Raw genomic sequence first — 21,565 nt, forward strand, 5'->3', positions numbered from 1 at the left:
GCGCGCAGCGCCTCCTCGAGCGGCACCCACTCGAGCCGCATGTCGGACTCCTCGTCCTCGCGGCCGGGGTCGGGCGCCGCCGATGCCGTCGGGCTGGGCGTGGGTGTGGGGGTGGGATCGCGCGGGTGACGGGATTCTCGGCGCGGGTCTGGATTCTCGCGGGTGTGCGGCGATCAGGCCGCGGACCAGCCGCCGTCCGAGGGCAGGATGACGCCGTTGAGGTTGGTGGCGTCGTCGGTCAGCAGGAACGTGATCGACGCGGCCAGCTGCGAGGCGTGGGCGATCGAGGGGATCGCCGCCATGCCGCGCTGGATGCGGGGCGCGGCGAACTCGCTGGCGAACGTGCCCTCGATGTTCGTCGCCACGGCGCCGGGCGCCACCGCGTTGATCCGCACGCCTGTGAGCGCGTAGAGGTACGCCGAGCTCTTCGTCATGCCGACGACCGCGTGCTTCGACGCGGTGTACGCCGTGCCGGCGGCCGAGCCGCGCAGGCCGGCCTCGCTGGCGACGTTCACGATCGATCCGGCGCCGCGCTCGAGCATGCCGGGCAGCACCGCCTTCATGAGCTTGAACGAGCCCGTCACGTTGACGGCGAAGACCTTCTCCCACAGCGCGGGGTCGATCTCGTGGATCGGCTGCATCCGGTCCATGATGCCCGCGACGTTGGCGAGGCCGTCGATCCGGTCGCCGGCGGCGGCCGCGATCTCGGAGACCGCCGCGTCGTCGGTGATGTCGGCGACGACCTTGACGATGTTCAGCGCGGGGAACTCCCCGACGAGCTCGTCCAGGCCGGCCTCGTTCATGTCGACCGCCACGACGGTGCCGCCCTCGCGCGCGATGCGCGATGCGGTCGCGCGGCCGATGCCCGATCCGGCTCCCGTGACGATGATCGTGCGGCCGTCGAACCGGCCGGGCGTGATCTTCTCCTCCCACTGGGCCATCTGGGGTCCCTGGGCAGCTGCGGCGTCGCTCATGGCGATGCGTCCTTTCGATACGCGGCCGGCGGATCGTGGTCGCCGTCGACCGAGGGGTGCGCCGTCGGATGGCGGCGCGACCGGACATGTATGTCCGGATCTACGAGATAGTTTAGTTCCCGTGGCCGAGCCCTCCAAGAGCAACCGCGGACCCGCCGCCGGTCCCGCGAACCGACGCGCCCTCATCGCGGCCGGGCGGGAGCTGTTCGCCGAGCAGGGCTTCGGGGTGCCGTTCAGTCAGATCGCCAAGCGGGCGGGCGTCGGCCAGGCCTCGCTGTACCGCCACTTCCCCGACAAGACGGCGCTGGCGGTCGCGGTGTTCGACGAGAACCTCGCGGCCGTCGAGGCGCAGGCGCACGACCTGCGCGGGCTGCTCGAGCTCGTCGTGGCCCAGGCGCGCATGTCGGCGTCGCTGCTCGAGGCGCTCGCGCCGTCGACCGATCCCGCCGTCGCCGCCCTCGCGCAGCGGCTGGAGCGGATCATCGCCGGGATCCTCGGGCGGGAGCGCGAGGCGGGTCGGGTGGACCCGTCTGTCACGGTCGAGGACGTCGCCACGGCCGTGAGCATGGCGGCGTTCCACACGGCGTTCGCGCCCGAGGGGCGGCCCGACGCCGGACGGGCCGCCATCGCGCTGATCGAGCGGGCCCTCGCACCGTAGCCTGGTCGGGTGGACCCGGCCGAGCTCTTCGACGAGGCGCGGCGACGGCTCGCGCCCGTGCCGCGGGAGGCCCTCGGCCGCCTGAAGCTGCCCGGCGGGCTGCGGCGGGCGCTGGGCGCCCGGCCCCGGATCGTGCCCGATGGCGAGGCCTGGCGCGTGGGCGTGCTGCTGATCGGCGACGACGCCGTGCACGAGGTCGGCCAGGTGCTGCGCGCGAGCGAGGAGCGACGGCGCGGCTTCACCGCGGAGGCGGCGCGGCGGCGCGCCGAGGCGGCCGCGATGTGCGTGCGCGGGGGCTTCGCGGAGGGGACGACGGTCAACGTCGACCACGCGCGGATCGACCTGGCGGCGGTGGCGGCGGGAGAGGCGTCCGGCCCGCTCTCGTGGCGAGACGGCGCCCTCGTGGTGCGCTGGACCGCGGGCGGGGCGCTCATGCCGCTGGACGCATACCTCCGGGAGCGCGTCGCCATGCTGCGGGGAGAGTGACCGCACGCACGCACATCCGGCGGGCCGGGACAAGCCCCTGTCGGCGGATGTCGGCGGTGCGGAGAGTGGAGGCATGCATCCTCTCGAGAAGGCGAGGCGAGCCGACGTGAGCGATCCGCACGAGCGGTCCGTGCCGTCCCCGGCAGGGGAGAGCCGCCACCGCGACGGCCTGCGGCAGGTCGTCGTCGCGATCTGCGTCGTCGCCGCGATCGCCGCGGGCTTCCTCGGCTCCGGGGCGGCGGGCGGACGGTCGGTCGCCGAGACGCAGGGCGGCGCGCTCGGACCGGCCGGATCGCTGCTCGCGCCCGCGACGCCCGCGTTCATGATCTGGACGCCCCTCTACGCCGGGCTGGTCGCGTACGCCGTCTGGCAGGCACTGCCCGCCCAGCGGCACGATCCGCGGCACCGCGCAGCGGGGTGGTGGCTCGCGGCCGTCGCCGCGCTGGAGGGGCTGTGGATCCTCGCCGCGCAGCTGCTGCCGCTGTGGACCACCGTGGTCGTGATGGCACTGCTCGTCGGGGCCGCGTATCGGGCATTCCGCGGCGCGGCGACGACGCGGCGGCGCCAGAGCCTGCTCGGCGGTCTGCTGCTCGACGGGCTCGCGGGCGCGCATCTGGGCTGGGCGCTGGCGGCCGGTGTCGCGAACGCGGCGGCGTGGATCGCGGCGCTGAACCTGGGCGGCTGGGCGGGCGACGGCGGCGGCGTGCTGGCGCTCGTGGCCGTGTGCGCCGCGGGCATCGCCGTCTCGGCGCGCAACAGCTGGGCGGTCGCGATGCCGCTCGCCATCGCGTGGGGCACGGTGTGGATCGCCGTCGAGCGGCTCACCGGCGAGCCGCGCAGCGTTCCCGTCGCCGTTGCGGCGCTCGCCGCGGCCGCGCTGCTCACGGCGGTCTGCGTCGCGATGCGCGTCGTGATGCTGCGTGCCGGGCGCGACGGCGCGCCGGGCGCCGAGGCGTAGCGGCGGGCGCGCGGCCCCGCGGAGGAGAACGGTCGCACCGGAGGAGCGATGGGCCGATCCGGTCCTCCGCTGGCGCCGTTCTCCTCCGGACCGCAGCCGTGCCGCCCGGCGGGTGCCGGACGGGGCGCGGGTAGCCTTGCCGTATGGCCAAGGGCAGCGCGGGAGGCGGTCGCCGCGGCGGCGCCAGGGCGCCCCGCGGGGGACGGCCCCAGCCCACGCGTGCGCCCCGCGCCCCGAGCCCGGCCCCCCGCCGGCAGGCGGCGGACACCCCGGCGGCGCCCGAGCCCCGGGTCTTCCGGCTCGGCGTCATCCCCGGCGCCATGCCGGGCAAGTGGATCGAGCGGTGGCGGGAGCGCATGCCGCACGTCGCGCTCGAGCTCGTGCCGATCGCCGTCGCGGACCAGCGCGCGGCGCTGGACGACGGGCACGTCGACGCCGCGCTCGTGCGCCTGCCGCTGGCCGGGGATGCGGACGCCGTGCACGCGATCCGGCTCTACGACGAGACGCCCGTGGTGGTCGCCGGGCGGGACTCCTCGCTCCTGGCCGCCGACGAGCTGCACCCGGACGATCTGGAGGGCGAGGTGCTCGTGACGCCCGCCGACGATGTGCTCGGCCCGCTCGCCCTGCCCATCGTGGCGCCGCGCTTCGACGCTCCGGAGACGACGGAGGACGCCATCGCGATCGCCGCGACGGGGGTGGGGGTGGTGGTCGTCCCGCTCTCGCTGGCGCGCCTGCACCACCGCCGCGACGTGGACCACCGCGCGCTCGTAGGCGGCCCCGAGAGCACGGTGGCGCTGGCGTGGCGGCGGGACCGCGATTCCGACGACGTCCAGACGTTCGTGGGCATCACCCGCGGGCGCACCGCGCGCTCGTCGCGCTGAACGACCGCGTCACCGGCCGACGAGCCGCGGCCTCGACCGGTCCGAGCGGACCGTGGGATCTCGCTCGGCGGGTCCGGATGTCACGGGGGCTTGGTATCCTCGCGGTGCGAGGAAGAGGTGCCATGGCGACTCACGGTGAGAAGAAGCGGCGGGGCGCAAAGCTGCTCACGGTGTTCGGCATCGTGCTCATCGCCGCGGGAGCGGTGATGATCGGCACGTACGCCGTCATGCCAGAAGAGAGCGCGCGGGTGTACGGCGCGCTCAAGACCAAGGTCACGAGCACCGTCGACGAGGTCAAGGAAGAGGTCTTCGAGGAACTGCCGACGGTGCGAATCGGGGTCGTCGGCGGCCGGCACGAGCTCGACCTCTGCGATGGCACGTTCACCGTCATGAGCTCGTACGAGCGCGAGGGTGTGCCAGAGACGGCGGCCGCGCACAACAACTGCGGCGGCGACGTGCTGCTCGGCTGGGAGCAAGGGCAGCGGATTCGGATCGAGGGCCGCGACCAGGTCTACGAGGTCGTCGACATCCGGTACACGTCCAAGATCTGGTCGAGCACGGCCGACCTCGTCGGCCTCGGCGGTGAACTCGCGCTGCAGTCCTGCTTCTACGGCGAGGACCGCATGAAGTTCGTCGGCCTCGCCCCGGTCGATTCCTGACGCGCGTCAGGAGCGATCGATTCCTGACCGCCGTCGGTCCTGACGCGCGTCAGGCCGCGAGCAGGAAGCCGCGGCGGTCGGTCTTGACCCGCGCGCCGTCGGCGATGGACTCGTCGTCGCGGATGATCGCGCCGTCGGGGATGAGCGCCTCGGCGCCGATGTGCGAGCGCACGCCGATGTGGGCGTGCGAGCCGATCACGGCGTTCGGGCCGATCTGCGCGTTGGCGTCGATGATGGCGCCGGGGCCCACCTGCGCGCCGGGCTCGATCCACGCGCCCCGCGCGACGCGCGCGCCCGCGGCGATCCGCGCGCCCGGCTCGATGTAGGCGCCCGACTCGACGCGCGCCTCGGGGTGCACCTTGGCGCCGTGCGCGACGAGTCCTCGGCCGTTCACGTGCTTGCGGTAGCGCAGCGTCTCGCCGCGCTCGTTCTCGATGTCGACGTAGTTCTTGCCCACGATGTCCCTCCGCGGCCAGCGGTTGTGGCCGCCATTCCCCACCAACACCATGCCTCCCCGGGCTATTCCCGAGCGGGGAGCTTGCTCCACGTGCGCTGTGCCCGGTGCCCCTGACGCCGGATCGCGGTCGGGTCGCGGGCCTTCTATCGTTGACGGGTGACCGGATCATCCACCCCCGATCAGAAGCAGGTCGTCTTCGAGTGGGAGCAGACGCGCCACACGCTCGCGGAGGACGTGCTCGGCATCGTCACGGGCACGTTCGTCGTGGCCTTCGGGCTGCACCTGCTGAAGGCGGTGGGGGCCGTCACCGGCGGCACGGCGGGGCTCGCGCTGCTCATCGACCAGCTCTCGGACGTGCCGTTCTGGCTCATCTTCGCCCTCGTGAACGCCCCCTTCGTCGCCCTCGCGCTGTGGAAGAAGGGTGCGCGCTTCACGGTGCTCACGGCGATCTGCGTGGGCGGCGTGGCCGCACTCTCGGCCGTGAACGTCGCCTGGGTCCCCGTCTCTGGCCTGCAGCCGGTCTACGCCGTGCTGGGCGGCAACCTGCTGGTCGGGGTGGGGCTGCTCATCCTGTTCCGCCACGGTGCGAGCGTGGGAGGGGTGAACATCGTCGCGATCCTCGTGCAGGACCGCACCGGCTTCCGTGCGGGGTGGACGCAGATGATCGTCGACGTGCTCATCGTCGTCGCGGCGTTCTTCGCGGTGGACTGGCGCATGGTGCTGCTCTCGGCCGCCGGCGCCGTCGTGCTCAACCTCGTGCTCGCGCTGAATCACCGCCCCGGCCGCTACATCGGGCACTGAACCGGATCAGGCCGCCGGCTGGCACACCGGGCACCAGTACACGACGCGCTCGCTCGCGGGGGTCGCGCCGAGGGCGCCGCGCCGGATCGGCGTGCCGCACCGGCGGCACGGGCGGTGCTCGCGGCCGTACACCCAGCGCTCCTGCCCGCGCCGCGCGACGCCGGTGAAGATGCGCACCGGCAGGTCGACGTTGCGCCGGATGGTGCGGGCGCCGAGCTCGAGCAGGGCGACGGCGTCGACAGCCGTCGCGGGCGTCTCGGGGTGCACGCCGCGCAGGAACAGCAGCTCGCTCGCGTACTCGTTGCCGAACCCGGCGACGTGGCGCTGATCCTGCATCGCCACGTGGATCGGGCGAGGATCGGCGGCCACGTTCGCCGCGGCGAGGGCGAGGTCCCAATCGGGCCCGAGCGGATCGGGGCCGAGATGGCCGACGACGCGGTGCTCATCGCGCGTCGGCATCACCTCGACCATCGCCAGGTCGAAGCCGACCGCCTCGGCGCCGCGCACCCCGACGACCGCGCGCGCCCGGAACGCGGGGCGCGGCCAGCGCTCGCCCTCGCGCAGCACCCACCACTCGCCCTCCATCTTGAGGTGCGAGTGCAGGGTGGCATCGCCGATCCGGTGCAGCAGGTGCTTGCCGCGCGCGACGACCTCGCGCACGGTGCTGCCGCGCAGGTCGGCGGTGGCGGACGCGGGCACGCGGATGTCGAATCGCGTCACCTCCCGGCCCGCGAGCGCGGCGTGCATCCGCCGCGCCGCGCGGTGCACGGTGTCGCCCTCAGGCACGATCCGGCCCGCGCGTCATGGCCGGGCCCGCCGCAGGGTGAGGCCGCGCGGCGACTCGACGAAGCCGGCGGCGCGCAGCGCCCGCCCCAGCGGCGCCGTGTACACGAACTCGCCGTTGGCCTGCTCGACCGTGAGCGTCTCGAGCCGCCGGGCGCGGGCCGTGGCCGCGAGGTCGGCGCACGCCGCCGCGACGCGCTCCTCGTCGTCGTCGAACACGAGCGCCGTGCGGCCCCCGCGCTCGAGGTACAGCACGAGCGCGCCGTCGAGCAGCACGACGAGGCCGCCCGCCTTGCGGCCCGGCCGGTGCCGCACGCCCTCGAGCGCCGGCCAGGGCAGCGCGGCGCCATACGGGTTCGCCGGATCGGTCGCGGCGAGCGTGACGGCCCGCATCGGCGCCGGATCGGGCAGGCCGGCGAACGTGCGGAGGCGGTCGATCGTGGGCGACGTGGCGAACTGCGCCGCGCCGAGACGTTCGATGAGGTAGCCGCGGCGGCAGTGGCCGGCCTGCTCCAGCCCCGCGAGCGTGCGGTAGGCCTGCGCGAAGCCGCCCGGTACGCCCTCGTTCTGCACGGCGCCGCGCGTGACGACGCCGTGCCGGTCGAGCAGGATCGACGCGGTCGCGGCGGCCCGCACGGTCGCGTCCGCCTCGGGCGCGGGCAGCACCGACCATCGGCCGCCGACGAGGGGCCGCGGGGCCTGCGGGCGCGCGGCCGCGCCGCGGTACATCCGGCTGCGCGGGGCGCGGCGCTGGGCCCGGTGCGCCTGCGAGCCGCCGCCCAGCAGCGTGCGGATCGGCGAGAACGTGTCGTTCGTGACGCGCCCCGCCCACACGAGGCCCCACAGCGCGTCGACCACCGCCGTCTTCGATACGGCGGCCGCATCGGCGTCGGGCATGCGGGCGCGGGCCATCTCGGCCAGCTGCGGCGCGAAGTACGCCCCGCCGAACGAGAGGATGCCGAGGATCCGCCCCTCCAGCGAGTCGGGGTCGACCTCGCCCTCGGGCTCGGGCAGCGTGACCGGCGCGGCATCGGCGGGGTGCAGCGCGATCCAGCCGTCGCGCCCCGGCAGGGCGCCGTGCCCCGACCACACCACCTCGCCCGTCGCGGTGAGCTCGTCGAGCATCGCGGGTGCGTAGTCGCGCACGCGCGAGGGCAGCACGAGTGACTCCCACGCGCTGGCGGGGATCGGCACCCCCGCCAGCTGCTCGACCGCGGCGAGCACGCCGTCGATGCCCTCGAGGGGCCGCGTGAGGTGCTGCCAGTCGGGCAGGAACCGCGCGTACGCCTCGGGCGAGACGGGCTCCACGCTGCCGCGCAGCGCGGCGAGGGAGCGCATCCGGATGCGGCGCAGCGCCTCGGCGTCGCACCACTCGCTCTCGTCGAGCGCGCCGCGGCCCTCGGGCAGGAAGAAGCCGCTCGACAGGCGGCCCTGCTGCTCCAGGCGCTGCAGCGTGTGGCGCGCCACCGCGGTGCCGATGCCGAGCCGCGCCGCCACCGCCTCCGTGGTGAACGGACCGTGCGTGCGGGCGTAGCGCGAGACGAGGTCGCCGAGCGGATCGGCCACGGGCTCGAGGAACGCCACCGGCACGCCGACGGGCAGCGCGGCCCCGAGCGCATCGCGCAGCCGGCCGGCGTCCTCGATCGCCGCGAAGCGCGGCACCCCGGCGATGGTCACGGGGATCGCCCGGCGCGCGTCGACGAGCGCGGCGAGATGGGTGGCGGCGCGGGCGACGTGCGGCCCTGGTTTCGACTCGTCGCTTCGCTCCTCGCTCAACCCGTCTCGGCTCGCTTCGCTCGCTCGACGACCCATGTCGGGGTCGTCGACGGGAGCGGCGGAGCCGCGGAGCGGAGACGGGTCGAGCGCAGGCGCGTCAGCGCCGGAGTCGAGGCCTGCGGGTGCCCCCTCCGGCTCGAGCCGCGCGGCGACCTCCTCGACCGAGAGGGGGCCGAGCACGCGCAGCAGATCGGCCACGCCCTCCGCGCCGCGCGCGCGGCGGTCGGGCGCGAGGCGCTGCTGCTCGGCCTCGTACTGCGCGATCACGTCGGGATCGAGCAGCTCGCGCATCTCCACGCGGCCCAGCAGCTCGCTCAGCAGCGAAGGATCGACCGACAGCGCGGCCGCGCGGCGCTCGGCCAGCGGCGAGTCGCCCTCGTACATGAACGCGCCGACGTAGCCGAACAGCAGGTCGCGCGCGTAGGGCGACGGCTGCGCGGTCTCGGTCTCGACGATCCGGATCCGCCGCTCCTGGATGCCGCGTGCGAGCCGCGTCAGCGCGGGCAGGTCGTAGACGTCCTGCAGCACCTCGCGCAGCGTCTCGAGGATGATCGGGAAGGTCGGGTGCCGGCGCGCGACCTCGAGCAGCTGGGCCGAGCGCTGGCGCTGCTGCCACAGGGGCGTGCGGCGGCCCGGGTTCATGCGGGGCATGAGCAGCGCGCGGGCCGCGCACTCGCGGAAGCGCGCGGCGAACAGCGCCGAGCCGCCCACCTCGTCGGTGACGATCTGCTCCAGCTCCTCGGGCTCGAAGACGAACAGCTCGGCCCCCGGCGGATCCGACTCGGCGTCGGGGATGCGCGCGATGATGCCGTCGTCGCTCGCGACCGCCGATCCGTCCACGCCCAGGCGTTCGCGGATGCGCGCGTTGACCGCGAGCGCCCACGGCGCGTGCACGTGCATGCCGTACGGGGAATGCAGGATGATCCGCCAGTCGCCCACCTCGTCGCGGCCGCGCTCCACCGTGAGCAGGCGATCGGTGGGGATCGATCCGGTGGCCTCCTTCTGCTCCTCGAGGTAGGCGAGCAGGTTCTCGATCGCCCGCTCGTCGAGGCCGGCTTCGCGCAGGCGGTCGACCGCCTTCTCGCGCGGCGACGCCGCCAGCTCGCGCGACATGGCGCCGAGCGCCTCGCCCAGCTCGGCCGGGCGTCCCAGCCCGTCGCCGTGCCAGAACGGCACCTTGCCCGGTTGCCCGAACGCCGGCACGACGTTGACGCGGTCGTGCGTGATCTCGACGATCCGCCAGCTCGTGGTGCCGAGCGTGAAGACGTCGTTCACCCGCGACTCGTAGACCATCTCCTCGTCGAGCTCGCCGACGCGCGCGCCCGTCGACTCGCCTGCGACGAACACGCCGAACAGGCCGCGGTCGGGGATCGTGCCGCCGCTCGTCACGGCGAGGCGCTGCGATCCCGGGCGCCCCTCGATCGTGCCGGCGTCGCGGTCCCACACGAGCCGGGGTCGCAGCTCGGCGAACTCGTCGGACGGGTAGCGGCCGGCCAGCAGGTCGAGGGTCGCCTCGAAGGCGCCGCGCGGCAGCGTGCGGAACGGCGCCGAGCGGCGCACGGTCTCGAACCACGCCTCGACCTCCACGGGGCCGAGCGCCGTGGCCGCCACCGTCTGCTGGGCGAGGATGTCGAGCGGGTTCTGCGGGATCGAGATCGCCTCGATCCGGCCCGACAGCATCCGCTCGGTGACGATCGCGGTGTGCAGCACGTCGGCGCGGTGCTTGGGGAACAGCGCGGCGCGGCTGATCTCGCCGACCTGGTGGCCCGCGCGACCCACGCGCTGCAGGCCGCTGGCCGCGCTCGGCGGGGCCTCCACCTGGATGACGAGGTCGACCGCGCCCATGTCGATGCCGAGCTCGAGGCTGCTCGTCGCCACGACGCAGCGCAGCGCGCCCGACTTGAGCTCCTCCTCGACCTGCGCGCGCTGCTCCTTCGACACCGAGCCGTGGTGCGCCTTCGCCAGGATCGCCGCGACGCCCGCCGTCGCGCCCGCCTGCGCCATCATCGCGGCCGGCACGGTGGGCGCGGGCACCTCGATCCCCACCCGCTCGGCGTAGATCTCGTTCAGCCGCGCCGTGAGGCGCTCGGCGAGCCGGCGGGAGTTGGCGAACACGATCGTCGAGCGGTGCTGCAGGATGCGGTCGACGATCGCCTCCTCCACATGCGGCCAGATCGATCCGGTCATCTCGGTCGACTCGGGCGGCCGGAACCACTCCTCCTCGCCGTCCTCGGGCGCGGGCGCGGCGCCGGCGGCGGGCGGCGGGTTCTGCATGTCGTCGACCGGCACGGTCACCCGCAGGTCGAAGGTCTTCGACGCGCGCGGCGCGACGATGTCGACGGGTGCGGATCCGCCCAGGAACCGCGCGACCTCGTCGATCGGGCGCACGGTGGCCGACAGTCCGATCCGCTGCGCCGGCGCGTCGAGCAGCTCGTCGAGCCGCTCGAGCGAGACCGCCAGGTGCGCCCCGCGCTTGGTCGCCGCCACGGCGTGCACCTCGTCGACGATGACGGTGTGCACCCCGCGCAGCGTCTCGCGTGCCTGACTCGTGAGCATGAGGTACAGCGACTCGGGCGTCGTGATGAGGATGTCGGGCGGGTTGCGCACGAGCTTCTGCCGCTCGGACGACGGGGTGTCGCCCGAGCGCACGCCCACCGACACCTCGGGCGTCGGGATGCCGAGACGGCGCGCGGCCTGCGAGATGCCGACGAGGGGCGAGCGCAGGTTGCGCTCCACGTCGACGCCGAGCGCCTTCAGGGGCGAGACGTACAGGATCCGCGACGAGCGCCGCTCGGGCGCCGGCTCGCGGAAGACGCGATCGATCGCCCACAGGAACGCCGAGAGCGTCTTGCCCGATCCGGTCGGTGCGACGACGAGGGCGTGGCGGCCGCCGGAGATCGCCTCCCACGCCCCGCGCTGCGCGTCGGTGGGCGCGGGGAACGCGCCGCGGAACCAGTCCCGCGTCGCCTCCCCGAACCGCTCGAGCACGTCCGCCATGCCTCCATCCTGCCGCCGATCTCCGACATCCGGCCCGTCACCCGGATCCGTCGCGCGGGGGAGGTGCCGGTCGCGGGCGGCGCGTACCGTGGCGTGCATGAGCGACGAGCGTGGCGGGCTCCAGCCCAACTGGGGCGTGGGCGTGGCCCTCGGCATCGGGATCGGGTTCGCGCTGGGACTGGCACTGGAGAACTTCGCGATCGGCGTCTCGATCGGCATCGCGTTCGGCGTCTCGATGGCGTTCGCGTCCGGCACGCGGCCCGACGACGAGTCCGACGGCCCGGATGCGGCGGGACCCGACTCCGATCCGGAGCCGGGCGAGGGATCGGCCCCCGAGGCCGACGACCCCGCGCCCGGCACCCCCGCGGACGAGGACGGACCGGAGAGCCCGGCTCAGTCCTGATCAGCGAGCGCCGTCAGCTGCTTCTCGAGGAAGACGCGCACGTCGCCCAGCTCCTGCTCGGCCACGGCGTGGGCGAGGCCGGGGTAGATCCGGCCCACGAGGTCGGTGTGGGCGGGCAGCCAATCGGTGGTGTGCACGACGAGCGCCTCGGGGATGACCGTGTCGGCGGTGCCGCGGCCCCAGAACACGGGCGGCCGGGCCTCGGCGAGGGTCGCGTCGCCCGCGAGGGCGCCCGGGGCGACGTAGCCGGAGAGGTTCACGGCGAAGGCGAAGCGCGCGGGCGTGAGGCGCAGGGCCTGCAGCGCCACGGCCCCGCCCTGCGAGAAGCCCAGCAGCCCGACGGGTCCGTCGTGGCCGGTGCCGTCGAGCCACTCGAGGAAGCGCGCGGCCGCCTGCGTCACGGCCTCGGGATCCCGCGCCCCCTCGCCCTCCAGCGCGTACCAGGCGTGGCCGGGCGTGGGCCACGGCGGCTCCATCGGCGCGCGGACCGAGGCGACGACGAAGGCGTCGGGCAGCTGGCGCGCGAGCGCGAACAGGTCGCGCTCGTCCGAGCCGTAGCCGTGCAGCAGCACGAGCAGCGGCCGGCCGTCGCGGTCGCCGCGCCACAGCACGGCCGCGTCATCGAGGGCGGGGATCAGCGGCATGCGTCCATCTTGCCGTGCGCCGGATCAATGCGCGCAGCGCGTTGATGCGGCGCGGGGGCAACACTGAGCGACGAGCGAAGCGAGGAGTCGAAGTGTCAGAGTCCGGATCGATCGGATCCCTCCACACCCGGCCGCGGGGAGCGCGCCGAGCGGATCGGGCGGGTATACAGGACACATGCCGGTACGCACCCCCGATCCCGACGACCTGCCCGAGGACCCGACGCCCTCGGGGCCGATCAACCTCGACACGGGCGCGATCCGGCTGCCGGGCATGCCAGGCCCCGCGAAGAACCCCGCGTGGCTCAGCGACATCGAGCTCGCCGAGATCCGCCGCCGCCTGCCGATCCTGTACGTCGAGGGCGTGCCCGTGCGCACGGACGGCACGGGGCAGGTGACGCAGGTCGGCATCCTGCTGCGCGCGTCGCCGGTGGGCGAGATCCTGCGCACGATCGTGTCGGGGCGCGTGCGCTACGGCGAGTCGGTGCGCGACGCCCTCTTCCGCCACCTCGAGAACGACCTCGGGCCCATGGCCTTCCCGCTGCTGCCCCCGTCGCCCGTGCCGTTCACGGTGGCGGAGTACTTCCCGATGCCCGGCGTCAGCCAGTTCCACGATGACCGCCAGCACGCCGTCTCGCTCGCCTTCGTCGTGCCCGTGACGGGCACGTGCGAGCCGCGGCAGGACGCGCTCGAGGTGACGTGGCTCTCGCCCGAGGAGGCGGCGTCCGAGGCGGTGGCCGCCGAGATGGAGGGCGGCCGCGGCGCCCTCGTGCGCATGGCGCTCGCGAGCGTCGGCGCCCTGCGCTGATCCTCCCTCGGCGAGACAGCTTCCGCGCGCCGAGACAGCGTGCAGACGCCGCTGTCTCGGCGCGTACTTGCTGTCTCGCGGGGGAGAGAACGGGTCAGAGCGCGGCGGTCTCCGCCTGCAGCGCCGCGACGAGGGCGTCGACGTCGGACTCCTGGGTGTCGAAGCTGCACATCCAGCGCACCTCGTTCTTCGTCGCGTCCCAGTCGTAGAAGCGGAAGTGCTGCCGCAGCCGGTCGGCCACGCCGTCCGGCAGCGACACGAAGACCCCGTTGACCACGGTCGGCTGCGTCAGGCGGGTGCCGCGGATCGATCCGTCGGCGATGCCCGCCTCGACGAGCGAGCTCAGCCGCGCGGCCATCGCGTTGGCGTGGCGCGCGTTGCGCAGGTAGAGGTCGCCCTCGAACAGCGCGATCAGCTGGGCCGAGAGGAAGCGCATCTTCGACGCGAGCTGCATGTCGAACTTGCGGACGAACGTCACACCCTCCGCGGCGCTCGGCTCGATGACGACGACGGCCTCGGCGCCGAGCGCGCCGTTCTTCGTGCCGCCCAGGCTCAGCACGTCCACGCCCGCGTCGGTCGTGAAGGCGCGCAGCGGCACGCCCAGCGCGGCCGCCGCGTTGCTGATCCGCGATCCATCCATGTGCACGCGCATGCCGAGCGCGTGCGCGTGCTCGGCCACCGCGCGGACCTCGTCGGGCGTGTAGAGCGTGCCGAACTCCGTCGACTGCGTGATCGAGACGACCAGCGGCTGCGCGCGGTGCTCGTCGCCCCAGCCCCAGGCCTCTCGGTCGAGCAGCTCGGGCGTGAGCTTGCCGTCGTCGGTCGGCACGCTCAGGATCTTGATGCCGCCCACGCGCTCGGGGGCGCCGCCCTCGTCGGTGTTGATGTGCGCCGAGGCGGGCGCGACGACCGCGCCCCAGCGCGGCAGCATCGCCTGCAGGCCCACGACGTTCGCGCCCGTGCCGTTGAACACGGGGAAGCCCTCGACCCCCTCGCCGAAGTGCCCCACGAGCACCTCCTGCAGCCGCGCCGTGTAGGCGTCGTCGCCGTACGCCACCTGGTGCCCGTCGTTCGCCGCGGCGATGGCCGCGAGCACCTCGTGGTGGACCCCGGAGTAATTGTCGGAGGCGAACGAGCGGACGGAGGAGTCATGCAGCGGGGTCACCGCTCCAGCGTAATTCCGCGGGCGATCGCCGGATGACGCCGCCGGGGGCGCCGCGCGGCACGCGGGATACATCCTTGGGATGATGTGCGGCCGACCCGGCTGGCATAGCGTGGACCGTCGTGATCCGTCAGCTCTTCCGCCCCCTCTCCACCGCCCAGATCGTGGTCGACGTGGTGCTGGCCGTCGGGTTCTTCCTGCTGTTCGGGCTCGTCACCCTCGCGCCGGAGCAGTCGTGGATCCTCGCGGTGATCACGGGCGTGTTCATGGCGGGCGCTCTGGCGGTGCGACGGCTGTCCCCCGGGCTGGCGCTCGCGATCGCCTGGGTCGGCGCGATCGTGCAGATGGCGTCGGCGCTCACGCCGCTGCCCAGCAACCTCGCGATCTTCGGTGTGCTGTACGTGACGGCGGCCTACGGATCGCGGGCCGTGATGTGGACGGGATTCGCGTCGGCGATCGGCGGCGCACTCACGATCACCGGCTATCTGCTGCTCATGCCGGGGATGTTCGGCGGCCCCGACACGTTCGTGAGCCCCATGGCCGCCGCGGTCGTGAGCGCCTCGGTCCTGTCGGCCGCGCTGTTCTCGCTGCTGCTGTCGTGGACGGCGGGCGCGCTCGTGCGCGCGAGCATCCGGGCGCGGGAGAACCGCGAGGCGCAGCGACGCGCCGAGCTCGAGGCGGCGTCGGAGCAGGAGCGCGGCCGCATCGCGCGCGACATGCACGACGTCGTGGCGCACTCGCTCGCCGTGGTCGTGGCCCAGGCCGACGGCGCCCGGTACGCCGCCGCGGCCGATCCGGCCGCCGCGACCGAGGCGCTGCGCACCATCAGCCAGACCGCGCGCGCAGCCCTGTCGGACGTGCGCATGCTGCTCACGCAGCTGCGGCATCGCGAGGCCGAGGGGCCGCAGCCGACCCTCGCCGACCTCGAGCAGCTGTTCGCCCAGGTGCGGGCCGCCGGCATCGAGATCGCCGTCGACATCGATCCGGCGCCGCCCGCCGACATCCGCGCCTCGGTGCAGCTGGCCGTGTACCGCATCCTGCAGGAGGCGCTCACGAACGCGCTGCGGCACGGCGACCGCGCGGGCGTGGACGTGCGCCTGTCGTGGTGGCCGGATCGTGTCGCCTTCCGGGTGACGAACGGCATCCCGGAGGGCGGATCGGAGCGGGGCGACGGCACGCCCGGGCACGGGCTCATCGGCATCCGCGAGCGCGCGCAGCTGGTGGGTGGGCGCGCGGACGCGGGTGCGCAGGGCAGTACGTTCGTCGTGGCGGGGGAGCTGCCGATCGGAGGGGGCGCGTGAGCGAGCAGATCGCGGCGGGCGAGCAGGCGGCGGCGCGGCAGGACCGGCCGATCCGGGTGGTGCTCGTCGACGACCAGGCGCTGTTCCGCGCCGGCGTGCGCATGCTGCTCACCTCGCAGCCCGACCTGGAGGTCGTGGGCGAGGCCGGCGATGGTCGCGAGGGCGTCGAGGTGGTGCGCCGCACCCGCCCGGACGTCGTGCTCATGGACATCCGGATGCCCGTGATGGACGGGCTGGCCGCCACGGCCGAGCTGCTGCAGGATCCGCAGGCACCGCGGATCGTGATGCTCACCACGTTCGACCTCGACGAGGCCGCCGCGCGCGCGATCCGGCAGGGCGCCAGCGGCTTCCTGCTGAAGGACGCCGATCCCGAGTTCCTGCTCGCGGCGATCCGCTCGGTGCACGCCGGATCGGAGGTGATCGCGGCCTCGGCGACGCGCGCGCTGTTCGCGCACTTCGCCGAGCCCGCCCGCCCGGTCCCGCCCGCCTACGAGGAGCTCACCGACCGCGAGAAGGAGATCTTCGCGCTCGCCGCTCGCGGCCTCAGCAACGGCGAGATCGCGGCGCGCGAGTACCTCAGCGAGTCGACCGTGAAGACGCACGTGAGCCGCATCCTCACCAAGCTCGGCCTGCGCGACCGCGTGCAGCTGGTGGTCTTCGCCTTCGAGCACGACCTCGTCTGACTCCCCCCTCCTGCCCGCGAACCCGCGCTCGATCCGCGAGCCCGCGCCCGATCCGGGGCGGGTTCGGCGAACGAGCGCGGGTTCGCGGATCATCCCTGCGATGTACGCGGATGAGCCTGGCGGGCGATGACCGCGAGGGGGCGTCGTCCGTAGCGTCGAGGGCATGGAGATCAGCACCAGCGAGCTGGGCCTCGCGGCCCGGGTGACGCACCTGTCCAAGACGTTCGGATCGGGCGACGGCGCCGTGCGCGCGCTCGACGACGTGAGCGTCGGCATCCGCCGCGGCCAGTTCACGGCCATCATGGGCCCGAGCGGATCGGGCAAGTCGACGCTCATGCACATCATGGCGGGCCTCGACGCCCCCACGGGCGGCCGCGCCTGGATCGGCGACACCGAGATCACCGGCATGCGCGATGCCGAGCTGACGATCCTGCGCCGGCGCCGCGTGGGCTTCGTCTTCCAGTCGTTCAACCTCGTGCCCACCCTCGACGTGCGCGGCAACATCCTGCTGCCGTTCGACCTCGACGGCCGCCGGCCGACCGGGGCGGAGCAGGCGCGGATCGACGGGCTCATCGAATCGCTCGGGCTCGGCCCGCGGCTCGCCCACCGGCCCCACGAGCTCAGCGGCGGTCAGCAGCAGCGCGTGGCGATCGCCCGCGCGCTCGCCACGGCGCCCGACCTCGTCTTCGCCGACGAGCCCACCGGCGCGCTCGACTCGCGCACGAGCCGCGAGGTGCTCGCGCTGCTGGCCACCGCCAGCCGCGAGCACGGCCAGTCGATCGCGATGGTGACGCACGATCCGATCGCCGCCGCGCATGCCGACCGCGTCCTCTTCCTGGGTGACGGCCGGATCGTGGCCGACAAGCCGCGCCAGAGCCCCGAGCAGATCTCCGCCCACATGCTGTCGGCCGAGACGCCGGCGGGCGCGGGAGCCGGTGCGGGGGTGGCCGCGTGAGTGCCGTCGCGGCCGGCGCGGCCCTCGCCCCCGCGCGGCGCCGATCCTTCGCCTTCCTCGCCGAGCGCGGCATGGGGGCGAGCGTGCTCGTCGCCGGGCTCTCGACGGCGTTCGGGGCGGTGCTGCTCTCGACGACCGGCTACCTCGCAGCGCTGCTGACCGACACGTTCCCCGACAGCGGCACGCTCGTCGTGATGATCGGGATCCTCAGCGTCATCTTCATGATCATCGCGATGTACGTGGGCGCGATCGTGACGTCCAACACCTTCGCCACGATCGTGGCGGGTCGCACGCGCCGGATCGCCCTGATGCGGCTGATCGGGGCGTCGGCGCGCTCGCAGCGGGCCGAGGTTGCCGGTCAGGGTCTCGTGGTCGGGATCATCGGCGCCGTGCTCGGCGCGCTCGCCGGCACGCTGCTGTCGGCCGCGGGGGTGGCGCTCGCCACGAGGCTGCTCGACGTGCCCGATGTCGCGTACGGCGTGGTGCAGCCCTGGCTCGCGCTGCCCGCCGTCGCGGTGGCGCTCACGACGTGGGCGGCGGCCTGGACCGGATCGCGCCGCGTGCTCGCCGTCACGCCGCTGCAGGCGCTGGGCGGCTCGGTGGAGCGCACGGCCGACCGGGCGCGCGGCGGCGTGGGGCGCAACGTCGGCGCGCTCGTCCTGCTCATCGCCGGCGGGGCGCTGCTCGCGATCGGCGTGGCGCTCGGGCTCGTCACGCCGCTGGCGATCCTCGTCTCGTTCGTCGGCGGGCTCCTGTCGTTCACCGGACTCGTGCTCGGCGCCACGCTCGTGATGCCGCCCGTGCTGCGGCTCGTCGGTCGCGCCTTCGGCGGCTCGGCCCCGGCGCGGCTGGCCGCCGAGAACGCCCTCCGGTACCCGGAGCGCTCGAGCCGCATGGCCATCGGCGTCGTCGTCGGCGTCACGCTCGTGACGATGTTCGCCGTGGCGTCCGAGTCGGCCAAGGCCGTCATGATCGCCAACTCCGGCGGCGCCATGGCCGACGACTTCTCCACGGCGATGGACATGTTCTCCGGCGTCATGATGGGGCTCGTCGCGGTCTCGGCCGTGATCGCCGCCGTGGGGCTCGTCAACCTGCTGACGATCGGCGTCGTCCAGCGCCGCACCGAGCTCGGCCTGCTGCGGGCGCTCGGCCTGTCGAACCCGCAGGTGCGCCGGATGGTGCTGCTCGAGGCCGCGCACATCACGATCGCGTCGCTCGCCCTGGGGCTCGCGCTCGGCATCGCCTACGGGTGGGCGGCCGCGCAGTCGCTGCTCGGCTCCATCTCCACATCGCTGGGGGCGCCCGCGGGCACGCTCGTCCCGCCCGCCGTGCCGTGGCTGCCCATGGCGATCGTCGTGGCGGCCACGGCCGTGCTCACCCTCGTGGCCTCCGTCGGTCCCACCCGCCTGGCCACGCGCGTCGCCCCGGTCGAGGCGCTCGCCGCCGACTGAGGTCGCTCACTCCTCCGATGCCGGCGGCTCGTACGCCCACGTGGGGGCGAGCCGCCGCAGGTGGGCGCCGCGCCACTGCCACAGCGCCCACAGCGCCGGCCAGTACAGCGGGGCGACGGCGCCGCCGATCACGAGCCGTTCGCGCCACAGCGTGCGATCCGCGTCGCCGGGGGCCGGCGAGACCGCCATCTGGTGATCCCACACGTCCAGCGCCGCGAGCGGTCCGGTGAGCGGGATGCCCGAGTCGCGCAGGATCCGCACGGGGCCGCGGGAGTCCTCGGTGGCGCGCTCGGAGATCGTGATGAGGTGCGTGCCGAGGCGCAGGGGCCCGGCGGCGTACCGGATCGGCGCGTCGGTGCCCGAGCGCCACTGCGTCGGCAGCGCCGCGAGCGGCTCGATCGACAGCAGCGGCCCGTGCATCTCGCCGAGGGCACGCGGCGAGTGCAGCGCCCGCCAGGCGGCGTCGGCGTCGCAGTCGAGCACGAGCTTGAGCAGGATCCGCATGCCGCCAGTGTGCCACCGGGCCCGCTCTCGCGATCCGTCGTCGCTCCGAGACGAGGGGAATCGCCCGAGGGGGAGGACGAGTCGGCGGATCCGGTCGTGTTTCGGACCGTTTCCCTCGGCTCGGCGCCGAGGGCGGCGGCCTCCTACGCTGAGAGCGTGAGTGCGTTCGATCAGGGCAGGTACCAGGTTCGGCTCGACTGGGGCGTCGCGGGCATCGGGCGCGTCGCGCCGGCCGACGTGTACGTGGTGGTGGACGCGCTCGGCACCCTGAGCGGCGCGTTCGACGGCACGGGCCCGGGCCAGGGGCTCGCGCTCGCCGGCGACGACGGTGCCCGGGCGCTGGCGGCGGCCGCGGCGATCGACCCGGCGCCGCTCGTGCTCTTCGCCGGGCTGCGCAACGCCACCGCGACCGCCCGCGCCGTGTACGACGAGCAGAACCGCCGCGCGGCGCGCACGAGCGTCGCGCTCGTGCCGGCGGGGCACGCCGGGCGCGTGACGGTGGAGGATCAGCTGGCCGCCGGTGCGGTGGCCGACGCGCTGTCGGCGCTCGGGATCGACCACTCGGCGCCCGACGTCGCCGTGGCGGCCGAGTCGTTCCGCGGCCTGCGGCGCGCGGTGAAGCACCTGCTCACGGCGAGCGCCACGGGCCTCGTCCTCGAGGAGGCCGGGGCCCGCGACGCCGTGCTCGCGGCGGCGCGGATCGACGACGTCGACACGGCCCTCCGCTACGCCGACGGCGAGCTGCGGGCGGTCTGAAACGCGGGCGTCCTCTTTTTCGTCTGCGCGCGCTCGGGCGCCCGCTGTGCGGGCGCCGCTCGCGCTCCGCGCTCGCCCCGGGTCAGTCGAGGGGCGTCACTGGATCTGCTGCTGAGCGGAGCGCCGCACGCGCGGAGATGAAGCGACCACCCCGACCGCTCGCCGTCAGCGGGGCGTGAGGGCCGCTCGACGGGCGGCGGCGGTGATCTCGCGGTGCTCCCAGCGGAACAGGTGGCGGCGGTCGAAGCGCGGCGAGCACTTCACGCACGAGGCCGGGCGCGTGGGCTTGCGGTGCCGGTACGCCGTGTGGCCGGCGGGGCACACGCCCACCCACGGCGCCAGCTCGGTCGCGGTCTCGCCGTCGTGCGTCGTGCCGCCGACGTAGCCCAGGCCCCGCGCGATCCGCTTCCACTCCCTGCCGTGCCCCGCCGCCGGACCCGCGAGCGCGTGCGCGACCTCGTGCAGCAGTGTCTGGTGGTTGGTGTCGTCGTCGTACCGCGCCGCGAGGTAGCGCGAGACGGAGATCCGCTTGCGCGCGTAGTCGCACAGGCCCGCGCGGCGCTTGGCGTTGTCGAACGCGAACGTCCACGAGGCGTCCAGATGCAGGCGGATGAGGGCATCCGCCCACACCTTCACGCGATCCAGCTCCGACACGAGATCAGCGTATGCCGGGCCGCCGACATCCGGGCGGATCGCGCCGGATCAGCTGGCGAGCGAGTGACCGCGGCGGCGCTCGGCGGCCTCGACCATCGACATGGCCACCTCGAGCTGCGTCTCGTCCGCGCCGAGATCCTGCCGCAGGAACAGCACGCGCTTGAAGTCGGAGCGCGCGCCGGCGAAGTCGCCCGCGTCGAAGCGGGTGCGGCCGCGGTGCTGCAGCGCGAACGCCGTGATGCCCGGCCACTCCTGGCCCTCCGCCTCCTCGGCACACGTCGACAGTTCGAACTCGGCGGCGGCGTGCGCGCCGCGCTCGGTCAGCACGGAGGCGTGCAGGATGCGCGCCCGCAGCAGGTCCTTGCGCGTTCCGGCCATGCGGGCCACCCGCACCGACTGCTCGGACAGGTCGAGCGACTCGTCCAGCTCGCCCAGCACCTTGAGCAGCCACACGCGTTCGAGCAGCGCGGGCAGGCTGCGCTGGTGCCCGATCTCGCGCAGCCGCTCGCGGCACGCCGCGATGTCGACGATCTCGCGCAGGGTCTCGGGGTCGTATCCCTGGATGTAGCTCAACGCCTCGCTCCCTTCGCGCGCTTCGGTCCTCCCAGTGTGCGGGAGCAGATCCGGCGCCGTGGCAGGGCACGCGGCATGCCGCGAATCCGGAAGCACTCCCGTCGCCGAACCCGCGCCCGATCCGCGAGCCCGCGCCGGATCGCGGAGCTGGCGGTGCCTGCAGGTACCGCACCGAGGTGTCGGAGGTTGGTTCTAGTGTCGAGTCATGGAAACCACTCCTCCGCTCGAGTCCCGGGACCGCGAC

Annotated in this window: 22 protein-coding genes; 13 read left to right on the top strand and 9 right to left on the bottom strand. The window is 74.4% G+C overall.

The genetic code is table 11. From position 1 onward, the window contains the following. Positions 1-173: 173 nt before the first annotated feature. Positions 174-974 (bottom strand): SDR family NAD(P)-dependent oxidoreductase, encoded by an 801-nt coding sequence (locus tag ACWDR7_RS11875; RefSeq protein WP_449855102.1) that lies wholly within the window; start codon positions 972-974, stop codon positions 174-176. A gap of 121 nt (positions 975-1,095) precedes the next feature. Here ACWDR7_RS11875 and ACWDR7_RS11880 point away from each other — a divergent pair, with 121 nt between their 5' ends. The 5 genes from ACWDR7_RS11880 (at position 1,096) to ACWDR7_RS11900 (ending at position 4,616) form a co-directional block, all read left to right on the top strand. Beyond that, positions 1,096-1,632 carry a TetR/AcrR family transcriptional regulator gene (locus ACWDR7_RS11880; RefSeq protein ID WP_449855103.1) on the top strand — a complete coding sequence of 179 codons (537 nt, stop codon included), beginning with the start codon at positions 1,096-1,098 and terminating at the stop codon, positions 1,630-1,632. Between the two features lie 9 nt (positions 1,633-1,641). Beyond that, positions 1,642-2,118 (top strand): glutaminase, encoded by a 477-nt coding sequence (locus tag ACWDR7_RS11885; protein ID WP_449855104.1) that lies wholly within the window; start codon positions 1,642-1,644, stop codon positions 2,116-2,118. Between the two features lie 73 nt (positions 2,119-2,191). Then, positions 2,192-3,076, top strand: a complete 885-nt coding sequence (locus tag ACWDR7_RS11890) for a tryptophan-rich sensory protein (protein WP_449855105.1) — start codon at positions 2,192-2,194, stop codon at positions 3,074-3,076. A gap of 143 nt (positions 3,077-3,219) precedes the next feature. Beyond that, positions 3,220-3,957 (top strand): LysR substrate-binding domain-containing protein, encoded by a 738-nt coding sequence (locus ACWDR7_RS11895; RefSeq protein WP_449855106.1) that lies wholly within the window; start codon positions 3,220-3,222, stop codon positions 3,955-3,957. Positions 3,958-4,079: 122 nt separating this feature from the next. Next, positions 4,080-4,616: a hypothetical protein gene (locus ACWDR7_RS11900; RefSeq protein ID WP_449855107.1), complete on the top strand. Its 537-nt coding sequence runs from the start codon at positions 4,080-4,082 to the stop codon at positions 4,614-4,616. A gap of 49 nt (positions 4,617-4,665) precedes the next feature. On the opposite strand, the gene ACWDR7_RS11905 is transcribed toward ACWDR7_RS11900, so the two are convergent. Continuing rightward, complete coding sequence (locus ACWDR7_RS11905) at positions 4,666-5,124, bottom strand: transferase (protein ID WP_449855108.1); 459 nt, start codon at positions 5,122-5,124, stop codon at positions 4,666-4,668. A 105-nt stretch (positions 5,125-5,229) separates the two neighbouring features. Here ACWDR7_RS11905 and ACWDR7_RS11910 point away from each other — a divergent pair, with 105 nt between their 5' ends. Further along, on the top strand, positions 5,230-5,874 hold the full coding sequence (locus tag ACWDR7_RS11910) for a YitT family protein (protein WP_449855109.1): 645 nt from the start codon (positions 5,230-5,232) through the stop codon (positions 5,872-5,874). 6 nt (positions 5,875-5,880) lie between these two features. On the opposite strand, the gene ACWDR7_RS11915 is transcribed toward ACWDR7_RS11910, so the two are convergent. Both ACWDR7_RS11915 and ACWDR7_RS11920 read right to left on the bottom strand, forming a co-directional pair. Further along, on the bottom strand, positions 5,881-6,660 hold the full coding sequence (locus ACWDR7_RS11915) for a DNA-formamidopyrimidine glycosylase family protein (RefSeq protein ID WP_449855110.1): 780 nt from the start codon (positions 6,658-6,660) through the stop codon (positions 5,881-5,883). Between the two features lie 15 nt (positions 6,661-6,675). Continuing rightward, entirely contained in the window at positions 6,676-11,430 is a 4,755-nt protein-coding gene (locus tag ACWDR7_RS11920) for an Lhr family ATP-dependent helicase (protein ID WP_449855111.1), read from the bottom strand. A gap of 97 nt (positions 11,431-11,527) precedes the next feature. Between ACWDR7_RS11920 and ACWDR7_RS11925 the strand changes: the two genes are divergently transcribed. Further along, on the top strand, positions 11,528-11,833 hold the full coding sequence (locus tag ACWDR7_RS11925) for a hypothetical protein (RefSeq protein ID WP_449855112.1): 306 nt from the start codon (positions 11,528-11,530) through the stop codon (positions 11,831-11,833). On the opposite strand, the gene ACWDR7_RS11930 is transcribed toward ACWDR7_RS11925, so the two are convergent. Further along, positions 11,824-12,477: an alpha/beta hydrolase gene (locus ACWDR7_RS11930; RefSeq protein ID WP_449855113.1), complete on the bottom strand. Its 654-nt coding sequence runs from the start codon at positions 12,475-12,477 to the stop codon at positions 11,824-11,826. The two genes, ACWDR7_RS11925 and ACWDR7_RS11930, sit on opposite strands and share 10 nt — an antisense overlap. 175 nt (positions 12,478-12,652) lie before the next feature. On the opposite strand from ACWDR7_RS11930, the gene ACWDR7_RS11935 reads away from it, so the two are divergent. Next, positions 12,653-13,282 carry a DUF4916 domain-containing protein gene (locus ACWDR7_RS11935; protein WP_449855114.1) on the top strand — a complete coding sequence of 210 codons (630 nt, stop codon included), beginning with the start codon at positions 12,653-12,655 and terminating at the stop codon, positions 13,280-13,282. A gap of 94 nt (positions 13,283-13,376) precedes the next feature. Here the strand turns inward: ACWDR7_RS11935 and ACWDR7_RS11940 are convergent, their stop codons facing one another. Further along, complete coding sequence (locus tag ACWDR7_RS11940; RefSeq protein ID WP_449855115.1) at positions 13,377-14,447, bottom strand: threonine aldolase family protein; 1,071 nt, start codon at positions 14,445-14,447, stop codon at positions 13,377-13,379. Between the two features lie 119 nt (positions 14,448-14,566). Here ACWDR7_RS11940 and ACWDR7_RS11945 point away from each other — a divergent pair, with 119 nt between their 5' ends. The 4 genes from ACWDR7_RS11945 (at position 14,567) to ACWDR7_RS11960 (ending at position 18,834) form a co-directional block, all read left to right on the top strand. Next, positions 14,567-15,745 (top strand): sensor histidine kinase, encoded by a 1,179-nt coding sequence (locus ACWDR7_RS11945; RefSeq protein WP_449855116.1) that lies wholly within the window; start codon positions 14,567-14,569, stop codon positions 15,743-15,745. After that, positions 15,742-16,428 (top strand): response regulator, encoded by a 687-nt coding sequence (locus ACWDR7_RS11950; protein ID WP_449855117.1) that lies wholly within the window; start codon positions 15,742-15,744, stop codon positions 16,426-16,428. The genes ACWDR7_RS11945 and ACWDR7_RS11950 overlap by 4 nt, the downstream gene beginning before the upstream one ends. A gap of 163 nt (positions 16,429-16,591) precedes the next feature. Beyond that, positions 16,592-17,383 carry an ABC transporter ATP-binding protein gene (locus ACWDR7_RS11955; protein ID WP_449855118.1) on the top strand — a complete coding sequence of 264 codons (792 nt, stop codon included), beginning with the start codon at positions 16,592-16,594 and terminating at the stop codon, positions 17,381-17,383. Beyond that, positions 17,380-18,834, top strand: coding sequence for an FtsX-like permease family protein (locus ACWDR7_RS11960; RefSeq protein WP_449855119.1), 1,455 nt, complete (start codon positions 17,380-17,382; stop codon positions 18,832-18,834). Before ACWDR7_RS11955 ends, ACWDR7_RS11960 begins: the two co-directional genes overlap by 4 nt. A gap of 6 nt (positions 18,835-18,840) precedes the next feature. Here the strand turns inward: ACWDR7_RS11960 and ACWDR7_RS11965 are convergent, their stop codons facing one another. Further along, positions 18,841-19,338, bottom strand: a complete 498-nt coding sequence (locus ACWDR7_RS11965; protein WP_449855120.1) for a hypothetical protein — start codon at positions 19,336-19,338, stop codon at positions 18,841-18,843. A 156-nt stretch (positions 19,339-19,494) separates the two neighbouring features. Between ACWDR7_RS11965 and ACWDR7_RS11970 the strand changes: the two genes are divergently transcribed. Beyond that, on the top strand, positions 19,495-20,094 hold the full coding sequence (locus ACWDR7_RS11970) for a 2-phosphosulfolactate phosphatase (protein ID WP_449855121.1): 600 nt from the start codon (positions 19,495-19,497) through the stop codon (positions 20,092-20,094). A 165-nt stretch (positions 20,095-20,259) separates the two neighbouring features. Here ACWDR7_RS11970 and ACWDR7_RS11975 read toward each other — a convergent pair whose 3' ends face one another. Both ACWDR7_RS11975 and ACWDR7_RS11980 read right to left on the bottom strand, forming a co-directional pair. Next, complete coding sequence (locus ACWDR7_RS11975) at positions 20,260-20,748, bottom strand: SprT-like domain-containing protein (RefSeq protein WP_449855122.1); 489 nt, start codon at positions 20,746-20,748, stop codon at positions 20,260-20,262. Positions 20,749-20,796: 48 nt separating this feature from the next. After that, positions 20,797-21,321 (bottom strand): hypothetical protein, encoded by a 525-nt coding sequence (locus ACWDR7_RS11980; protein ID WP_449855123.1) that lies wholly within the window; start codon positions 21,319-21,321, stop codon positions 20,797-20,799. Positions 21,322-21,565 lie beyond the last annotated feature (244 nt).

It is taken from the genome of Microbacterium sp. NPDC003461, from assembly GCF_053588335.1.